This is a genomic window from Streptomyces xanthophaeus (assembly GCF_000725805.1).
Taxonomy (GTDB): Bacteria; Actinomycetota; Actinomycetes; order Streptomycetales; family Streptomycetaceae; genus Streptomyces; species Streptomyces xanthophaeus.
Genome location: NZ_JOFT01000028.1, coordinates 228,469 through 235,805 on the forward strand (window position 1 = coordinate 228,469; position 7,337 = coordinate 235,805).

Annotated in this window: 8 protein-coding genes; 6 read left to right on the forward strand and 2 right to left on the reverse strand. The window is 70.0% G+C overall.

Annotation, left to right across the window (positions count from 1 at the left end):
- Positions 1–134 precede the first annotated feature (134 nt).
- Together IO30_RS0119220 and IO30_RS0119225 are read right to left on the reverse strand one after the other, a co-directional pair.
- Complete coding sequence (locus IO30_RS0119220) at positions 135–1,202, reverse strand: hypothetical protein (protein ID WP_051858860.1); 1,068 nt, start codon at positions 1,200–1,202, stop codon at positions 135–137.
- Entirely contained in the window at positions 1,202–1,954 is a 753-nt protein-coding gene (locus IO30_RS0119225; protein ID WP_031144679.1) for an RNA polymerase sigma factor, read from the reverse strand. The genes IO30_RS0119220 and IO30_RS0119225 overlap by 1 nt, the downstream gene beginning before the upstream one ends.
- Positions 1,955–2,282: 328 nt before the next feature.
- On the opposite strand from IO30_RS0119225, the gene IO30_RS0119230 reads away from it, so the two are divergent.
- The 6 genes from IO30_RS0119230 to IO30_RS0119255 all read left to right on the forward strand — a co-directional run bounded on the left by IO30_RS0119230 (position 2,283) and on the right by IO30_RS0119255 (position 7,174).
- A complete protein-coding gene (locus IO30_RS0119230) occupies positions 2,283–2,945 on the forward strand; it encodes a 2-oxo-4-hydroxy-4-carboxy-5-ureidoimidazoline decarboxylase (RefSeq protein ID WP_267886442.1) in 663 nt (220 codons plus the stop codon).
- A 152-nt stretch (positions 2,946–3,097) separates the two neighbouring features.
- Entirely contained in the window at positions 3,098–3,478 is a 381-nt protein-coding gene (gene sdhC / locus IO30_RS0119235) for a succinate dehydrogenase, cytochrome b556 subunit (RefSeq protein ID WP_078903677.1), read from the forward strand.
- Between the two features lie 5 nt (positions 3,479–3,483).
- Entirely contained in the window at positions 3,484–3,966 is a 483-nt protein-coding gene (locus IO30_RS0119240; protein ID WP_031144685.1) for a succinate dehydrogenase hydrophobic membrane anchor subunit, read from the forward strand.
- A 23-nt stretch (positions 3,967–3,989) separates the two neighbouring features.
- Positions 3,990–5,744: a succinate dehydrogenase flavoprotein subunit gene (sdhA, locus tag IO30_RS0119245; protein WP_031144686.1), complete on the forward strand. Its 1,755-nt coding sequence runs from the start codon at positions 3,990–3,992 to the stop codon at positions 5,742–5,744.
- Complete coding sequence (locus IO30_RS0119250; RefSeq protein ID WP_031144687.1) at positions 5,744–6,511, forward strand: succinate dehydrogenase iron-sulfur subunit; 768 nt, start codon at positions 5,744–5,746, stop codon at positions 6,509–6,511. The genes sdhA and IO30_RS0119250 overlap by 1 nt, the downstream gene beginning before the upstream one ends.
- 114 nt (positions 6,512–6,625) lie before the next feature.
- Entirely contained in the window at positions 6,626–7,174 is a 549-nt protein-coding gene (locus IO30_RS0119255) for a hypothetical protein (protein WP_031144689.1), read from the forward strand.
- Positions 7,175–7,337: the final 163 nt, after the last annotated feature.

Below are 7,337 nucleotides of genomic sequence, written 5' to 3' on the forward strand. Positions count from 1 at the left end.
ATAGGTACTGCGCCACGGGTTCGAAAAGTGTTACAGGCAGGTGAGCGGCCGGATCGGCGTGCGTTCCGCAGACGGCTCCGCGGGTGACGCACAGGTGTCCGCACTGGTGTCCGCGCAGGTGGCGGGCGCGCGGATCAGCGTCGGCCGAGGAGTCCCGTGGAGCCGCCCGGCTGCGCGGGGGTCAGCGTCGGCGCCCTCAGCACGTCGCCGTCGCCCGCCCCGGAGCCGCCCTCGCCCGGCGCGCCCTCACGGGTGCCGCCCTTGGCGCCCCCGTCCAGCAGCGACTCGCAGTACCGCGGGATCCGCGCCGCACCGCTGGCCAGGCGCGCGAGCCGGTCCCGGCGGTCGTCGCTCAGGCGGCCCGCCCGGTAGTCCTTGCACAGGTCCAGGTTCCGCAGGCGGGTCTCCCAGTCGCCGTTGCGGTCCTTGCCGGTGCCGTCGCCGGTGATCCCCTCCTTGTCGGGGTCCCGGCCGTCCCGGTCCCTGGTGTCCCGGCCGTCCTTGCCGTCGCCGCCGGTCAGGCCGCCCTGGGCGTCCTTGCCCGACCCGCCGGTGGCGGGCGCGCCGGAGGAGGCGCCGCCGACGCCGAGGTCCGGGCCCGCGGACGTACGGCCGTCCGCGCCGGGGGTCTGCGGCCCGCCGGAGGTGCGCGGGGAGGCCTCGCCGTCCCGCAGCGGGGAGGGCAGCAGGTTCGGGCTGAGGGTCGGGTCCTGGCTGTCGGAGGGCGCCGGGTCCCCGTCCACACTGACGGAGGTCGCGGGTCCGGGACCCGCGTCGTCGTGCCGGGTCCGGTCCAGCAGACCGGCCCCCACCGCGGCGGCCAGCCCGCCGACCGCGACGCTCGCCAGCGCCGCCGCCAGACCGAACCGGACGGAGCGGCGCCCGCGGGGCACGGACGGGAGGACGGCGCGGCCGAGGTCCACCAGGGGCACCTCGTGGCCCGACGCCACGCCCGGGCTCCCCGCGGCCGGGGCGGCCGGCCCGCGCGCGGCACGGAAGGCGGCCAGCGCGGCGGCCTCACCGGGCAGCTGCGCACCGGCGGACGGCGGCGGCTCGGCCAGGGAATCGAGGGCGGCTCGCAGCCGGGCGGCACGGGCCTGCGCCCGGGGATCGGCGGCCGGGCCCACAGGTTCCACCGGCTCTCCGCGCAGCAGTCGGTCCACCGCGGCTTCGTCCAGCCACCTGTTGCGCTCGTCGGCCATCACATGTCCTTCTGCGTCCGCCAACGTGAATGCGTCACACCGGTTTGTTCTACGAGGCCCCCGCCACGGCCACGCTGCGCGGGTACGGCGTCGAGATCCCTCCCGCCCCCGCCGTCCCGTGCCGGGCCACCGGCATTATTGCCGACCGGAGCATCCCCTTCCGAGCCCGGGCCGCAGCCCGGCTCGAAATCGCCCCTCACATCCTGAGTGTCCAGCAGCTCAGCAAGCCTCTTCAGCCCCCGGTGCGCGGCGGTCCGTACCGCGCCGGGGCGCTTGCCCAGGGTCTCGGCCGCACTCTTGGCGTCGAGCCCGACCACGACCCGCAGGACGACGGCCTCCGCCTGGTCCTGGGGGAGCTGGGCGATCAGCGCCATGGTCACACCGGTGGCGAGCGACTCCATGGCCTCGCCCGCGGTGTCGCAGTCGGCGGCCCGGCCAGTGAGCTCCGTCTCGTCGCCGCCTATGGCGGGGCGGCGGCCGCGCATGCGGATGTGGTCGAGGGCGCGGTTGCGGGCGATGCGGGCGGCCCAGCCGCGGAAGCGGTCGGCGTCGCCGGTGAAGGAGTCCAGGTCGCGGGCGATCTGCAGCCAGGCCTCGGAGGCAACGTCCTCCGCGTCGCCGTCCCCGACGAGCGTGCGTACGTATCCGAGCAGGCGCGGGTGCACGGCGCGGTACACAGTCCGGAACGCGTCCTCGTCGCCGTCCTGTGCCGCGAGCACCGCGGCGGTCAGCTCCGCGTCGTCCCCCAGCAAAGTCCCCAACCCGTTCACTGTCCTGTACGTGTGGCGCAAATCAGCACGTTACGGCTTTCAAGCACCTCTCGTCCACGAGTTGTACAACGAGCAACCAACCCTGCGCGGAGCGAGGTGTGACACAAAACGCACTTGCGGCGCTGACAGGGGTACGGGCTTGTCGCACGAGTCCGTGACGGATGGCGACCGGGGCCTCTCCTGTGGGGGGTGGCGGCCTCGGTCGTCCTCCCCTGCTCGCCGCTTCGGGCAGTGCTCACGTCATCCTTTCGGCTCACTTCCGGGTGAAATCCTCAAATGGGTACGACACTCCCCACCCCGCGTCGATAGCGTGGCGGGACACCCGCGCCACGCCCCGAGGAGCCCTCCGCTGTCCAGCCACCTTCCGGCACAGGCCACCGGGTGCACCTCCCCGGGGGCCGCCCCTCCCGGACCGCGTCCAGGGGAGAAGTCCAGGGGCCGCTCCGACCCTTCACACGGCTCCGGGCTGGCACGGTTCAACACCCTGTCCCCCGAAGCCGCCCACGCGGTCCTGCTGCACTGCTGCGGAAGCAGGCGCTGGGCCCACCGGATGGCCACCCACCGCCCTTACCCCGATTCCGGCTCGCTGCTCGCCGCCGCGGACGAGGCCTCGTACGACCTCTCCCAGGCGGACCTGACCGAGGCCCTGGCCTCGGAGTGCCCGGAGGAACTGGGGCACGGAGCACCGTACGCCGCCCTGCTGGCCCTCGACGCCGCCCATGCGGAGTACGAGCGCAAATTCGGCCACGCCTTCGTCATCTGCCTCGACGGCCACCCCCCGGAGGAGCAGGCCGACCAGCTGCTGGCCGCGATCCGGCGCCGGATGGGCCACGAGGAGGACGAGGAACGCTCGATCTCCGCGGACGAGCTCCGCCGCGTCGCCCAGGCCCGGCTCCTGGACCTGACACGCTGGCTGACCTCAGCCGATGGGCTATCTGCTACGGAAATCGGGCTATACGCCCCTGTGGGATAGTCCGTACGTGCCTGTTTGATCACACCGAAGACCCCCGCGCGAAGGAACCGACAAAGCGTCGCTACGATGTCCGGGGCCGGAGGACCGTACCCGGCCGGGCCCGACCGACAACGAAGCCGGCTGGCCCCCGCCCCGCTTCCGGAGGGTTTTCCGTGCCGGCTGGAACGTTGTACCGCGGCCGGGAAGGAATGTGGTCCTGGGTGGCTCATCGAGTCACCGGCGTCCTCATTTTCTTCTTCCTGTTCGTACACGTCCTCGACACCGCTCTCGTCCGCGTCTCCCCCGAGGCGTACGACGATGTCGTGGCTACCTACAAGACTCCGATCGTCGCGCTGCTGGAGTACGGCCTCGTCGCCGCAATCCTGTTCCACGCGCTCAACGGTCTCCGTGTCATCGCCGTGGACTTCTGGTCCAAGGGCCCGCGCTACCAGAAGCAGATGCTCTGGACCGTCGTGGGCATCTGGAGCGTGCTGATGTTGGGGGCCCTGTACCCCGTACTCGGCCACGCCTACCTCGAACTCTTCGGGAAGTGACACGCATGTCTTCTGACACTTCTTTCGAAAAGGGCATCGGTGACGTAGAGGGCGTGTCCCTCTACGACGCCGACAACCCCGCCCCGTACATCGAGGCCCCGCGCAAGCGCACCAGCAAGACCCCTCGCTCGACGCGCGGCAACTTCGAGATGGCCGCATGGCTCTTCATGCGCCTCTCGGGCATCGTGCTCGTCGTCCTCGTCATCGGCCACCTGCTGATCCAGCTGGTGCTCGACGGCGGCGTCTCCAAGATCGGCTTCGCCTTCGTGGCGGGCCGCTGGGCCTCCCCGTTCTGGCAGGGCTGGGACCTGCTGATGCTGTGGCTGGCCATGCTGCACGGCGCGAACGGTCTGCGTACCGTCATCAACGACTACGCGGAGCGCGCCAACACGCGGCTGTGGCTGAAGGGCCTGCTCTACACCGCCACGGTGTTCACCATCCTTCTGGGCACGCTGGTGATCTTCACCTTCGACCCGAACATCCGCTAGGCAACGGGGCTGAGGCGAAACCAATGAAGATCCACAAGTACGACACCGTCATCGTCGGAGCGGGCGGCGCAGGCATGCGCGCCGCCATCGAGTCGACGAAGCGCAGCCGCACCGCGGTGCTGACGAAGCTCTACCCCACCCGCTCCCACACGGGCGCCGCGCAGGGCGGCATGGCCGCCGCGCTGGCCAACGTGGAAGAGGACAACTGGGAGTGGCACACCTTCGACACGGTCAAGGGCGGTGACTACCTGGTCGACCAGGACGCCGCCGAGATCCTGGCGAAGGAAGCCATCGACGCGGTCCTCGACCTCGAAAAGATGGGCCTGCCGTTCAACCGCACCCCGGACGGCACCATCGACCAGCGCCGCTTCGGCGGCCACTCGCGCAACCACGGCGAGGCACCGGTCCGCCGGTCCTGCTACGCCGCGGACCGCACCGGTCACATGATCCTCCAGACGCTGTACCAGAACTGCGTCAAGGAGGGCGTGGAGTTCTTCAACGAGTTCTACGTCCTGGACCAGCTCCTCGTGGAAGAGGACGGCGTCCAGAAGTCGGCCGGCGTCGTCGCGTACGAGCTGGCCACCGGCGAGATCCACGTCTTCCAGGCGAAGGCCGTCATCTACGCCTCCGGCGGCACCGGCAAGTTCTTCAAGGTGACCTCCAACGCGCACACCCTCACGGGTGACGGCCAGGCGGCCTGCTACCGCCGCGGCCTGCCGCTGGAGGACATGGAGTTCTTCCAGTTCCACCCGACGGGCATCTGGCGCATGGGCATCCTGCTGACGGAGGGCGCCCGCGGTGAGGGCGGCATCCTCCGCAACAAGGACGGCGAGCGCTTCATGGAGAAGTACGCGCCGGTCATGAAGGACCTCGCGTCCCGTGACGTCGTCTCGCGCTCCATCTACACCGAGATCCGGGAGGGCCGCGGCTGCGGTCCCGCCGGTGACCACGTGTACCTGGACCTGACGCACCTCCCGCCGGAGCAGCTCGACGCCAAGCTCCCGGACATCACCGAGTTCGCGCGCACGTACCTCGGCATCGAGCCCTACACGGACCCGATCCCGATCCAGCCCACCGCGCACTACGCCATGGGCGGCATCCCGACCAACGTCGAGGGTGAGGTCCTGCGCGACAACACCACCGTCGTCCCCGGCCTGTACGCGGCCGGCGAGGTGGCGTGCGTGTCGGTGCACGGCGCGAACCGCCTGGGCACCAACTCGCTGCTGGACATCAACGTCTTCGGCAAGCGCTCCGGCATCGCGGCGGCCAAGTACTCGCAGGAGAACGACTACGTCGAGCTCCCCGAGAACCCGGCTTCCCTCGTCGAGGCCCAGGTCGAGCGCCTGCGCAACTCCACGGGCCACGAGCGGGTCGCCGACCTGCGTCTGGAGCTCCAGGAGACGATGGACGCCAACGTGATGGTGTTCCGCACGGAGCAGACCATCAAGACCGCGGTCGAGAAGATCGCGGAGCTCCGCGAGCGCTACCTGAACGTGTCCGTCCAGGACAAGGGCAAGCGCTTCAACACGGACCTGCTGGAAGCCATCGAGCTGGGCAACCTGCTCGACCTGGCCGAGGTCATGGCCGTGTCCGCGCTGGCGCGCAAGGAGTCCCGCGGCGGTCACTACCGCGAGGACTACCCCAACCGCGACGACGTCAACTTCATGCGCCACACCATGGCGTACCGCGAGGTCGGAGCCGACGGCTCGGACTCGATCCGGCTCGACTACAAGCCGGTCGTCACGACCCGCTACCAGCCGATGGAGCGTAAGTACTGATGGGCACCCCGACCCTGAGCAAGACGGACCAGATGGAGGCGGCGGCCGCGGCCTCCCCCTACATCACGGTCACCTTCCGGATCCGCCGCTTCAACCCCGAGGTCTCGGACCAGGCGGAGTGGCAGGACTTCCAGATCGAGATCGACCCGAAGGAGCGCGTGCTCGACGGTCTCCACAAGATCAAGTGGGACCTCGACGGCACGCTGACCTTCCGTCGCTCCTGCGCGCACGGCATCTGCGGCTCCGACGCGATGCGGATCAACGGCAAGAACAGGCTCGCCTGCAAGACGCTGATCAAGGACATCAACCCGGAGAAGCCCATCACCGTCGAGGCCATCAAGGGCCTCACGGTGATGAAGGACCTCATCGTCGACATGGAGCCCTTCTTCCAGGCGTACCGGGACGTCATGCCGTTCCTGGTCACCAAGGGCAACGAGCCGACGCGTGAGCGCCTGCAGTCCGCCGAGGACCGCGAGCGCTTCGACGACACCACCAAGTGCATCCTGTGCGCCGCGTGCACGTCCTCGTGCCCGGTGTTCTGGAACGACGGCCAGTACTTCGGCCCGGCGGCGATCGTCAACGCGCACCGCTTCATCTTCGACTCGCGTGACGAGGCCGGCGAGCAGCGGCTGGAGATCCTGAACGACAAGGACGGCGTGTGGCGTTGCCGCACGACCTTCAACTGCACCGACGCGTGCCCCCGTGGCATCGAGGTCACGAAGGCGATCCAGGAAGTCAAGCGGGCCCTCATCACCCGCCGCTTCTGAACGACCCGTCAGTCGAAGGCCCCGCGCCCGGTGTTCGCACCGGGCGCGGGGCCTTCGCCGTTCGCATGGAACACCGGTACGCGTGACGGGGGTCCCTGTGGAAGGATCGGCCGTATGAGTGACCAGCAGCCGAATCCTTACGCGGGCGACCCCTCCCTGGGCGGTCAGCCCGGCCAGCCCGGCCAGGGGGACTACCAGTGGGGCCCGGGCGAGGCCAGTTACGGGTACCCCCAGCCCTACCCGACTCCCGCCTACCAGCAGCCGACGATCGGCGGCGCGGGATTCGCAACCCACGACGCCGCGTACGCCCCGGGCCCGGGCGGCGCCGGCATGACCCTCGGCGACATCAGCATCGCCGGCGACCAGATCATCACCCCGTCGGGCACGATGCCGCTCAAGGGCGCGATGTGGAACGCGACGGACTTCTCGCGCACCGAGGAGAAGATCCCGACGCACGCGATCGTGCTCGCGATCGTCTTCGCGCTGTTCTGCCTGATCGGCCTGCTGTTCCTCCTGATGAAGGAGAAGGTCACCACGGGATACATCCAGATCACGGTGACCAGCGGCGGCCGCCACCACTCGACGATGATCCCGGCAGCCGACGCCCACACCTACGCCTGGGTGATGTCGCAGATCAACTATGCGCGGTCGATCAGCCTTTGAGGGGTTGAGGGGGCGGAGGGTTGAGGGGCGGGGCTTCGGGGGGGGCTTGTGGCGGCTGGGCGGTATCAGAGAAGTCTTGGGGGATTCCCGTCAGTCCCACGGTCCTTCCGTGCCGGGCCGGGCCCTCAAGGGCGCTCCTTCGTCGCGTCGCTTCGCGATGGCC

Excerpts from the sequence above, each read along its gene's own strand:
- IO30_RS0119220 (WP_051858860.1), bottom strand. The coding sequence starts at position 1,202 with ATGGCCGACGAGCGCAACAGGTGGCTGGACGAAGCCGCGGTGGACCGA.
- IO30_RS0119240 (WP_031144685.1), top strand. The coding sequence starts at position 3,484 with ATGTCTTCTGACACTTCTTTCGAAAAGGGCATCGGTGACGTAGAGGGC.
- sdhA (WP_031144686.1), top strand. The coding sequence starts at position 3,990 with ATGAAGATCCACAAGTACGACACCGTCATCGTCGGAGCGGGCGGCGCA.
- IO30_RS0119250 (WP_031144687.1), top strand. The coding sequence starts at position 5,744 with ATGGGCACCCCGACCCTGAGCAAGACGGACCAGATGGAGGCGGCGGCC.
- IO30_RS0119255 (WP_031144689.1), top strand. The coding sequence starts at position 6,626 with ATGAGTGACCAGCAGCCGAATCCTTACGCGGGCGACCCCTCCCTGGGC.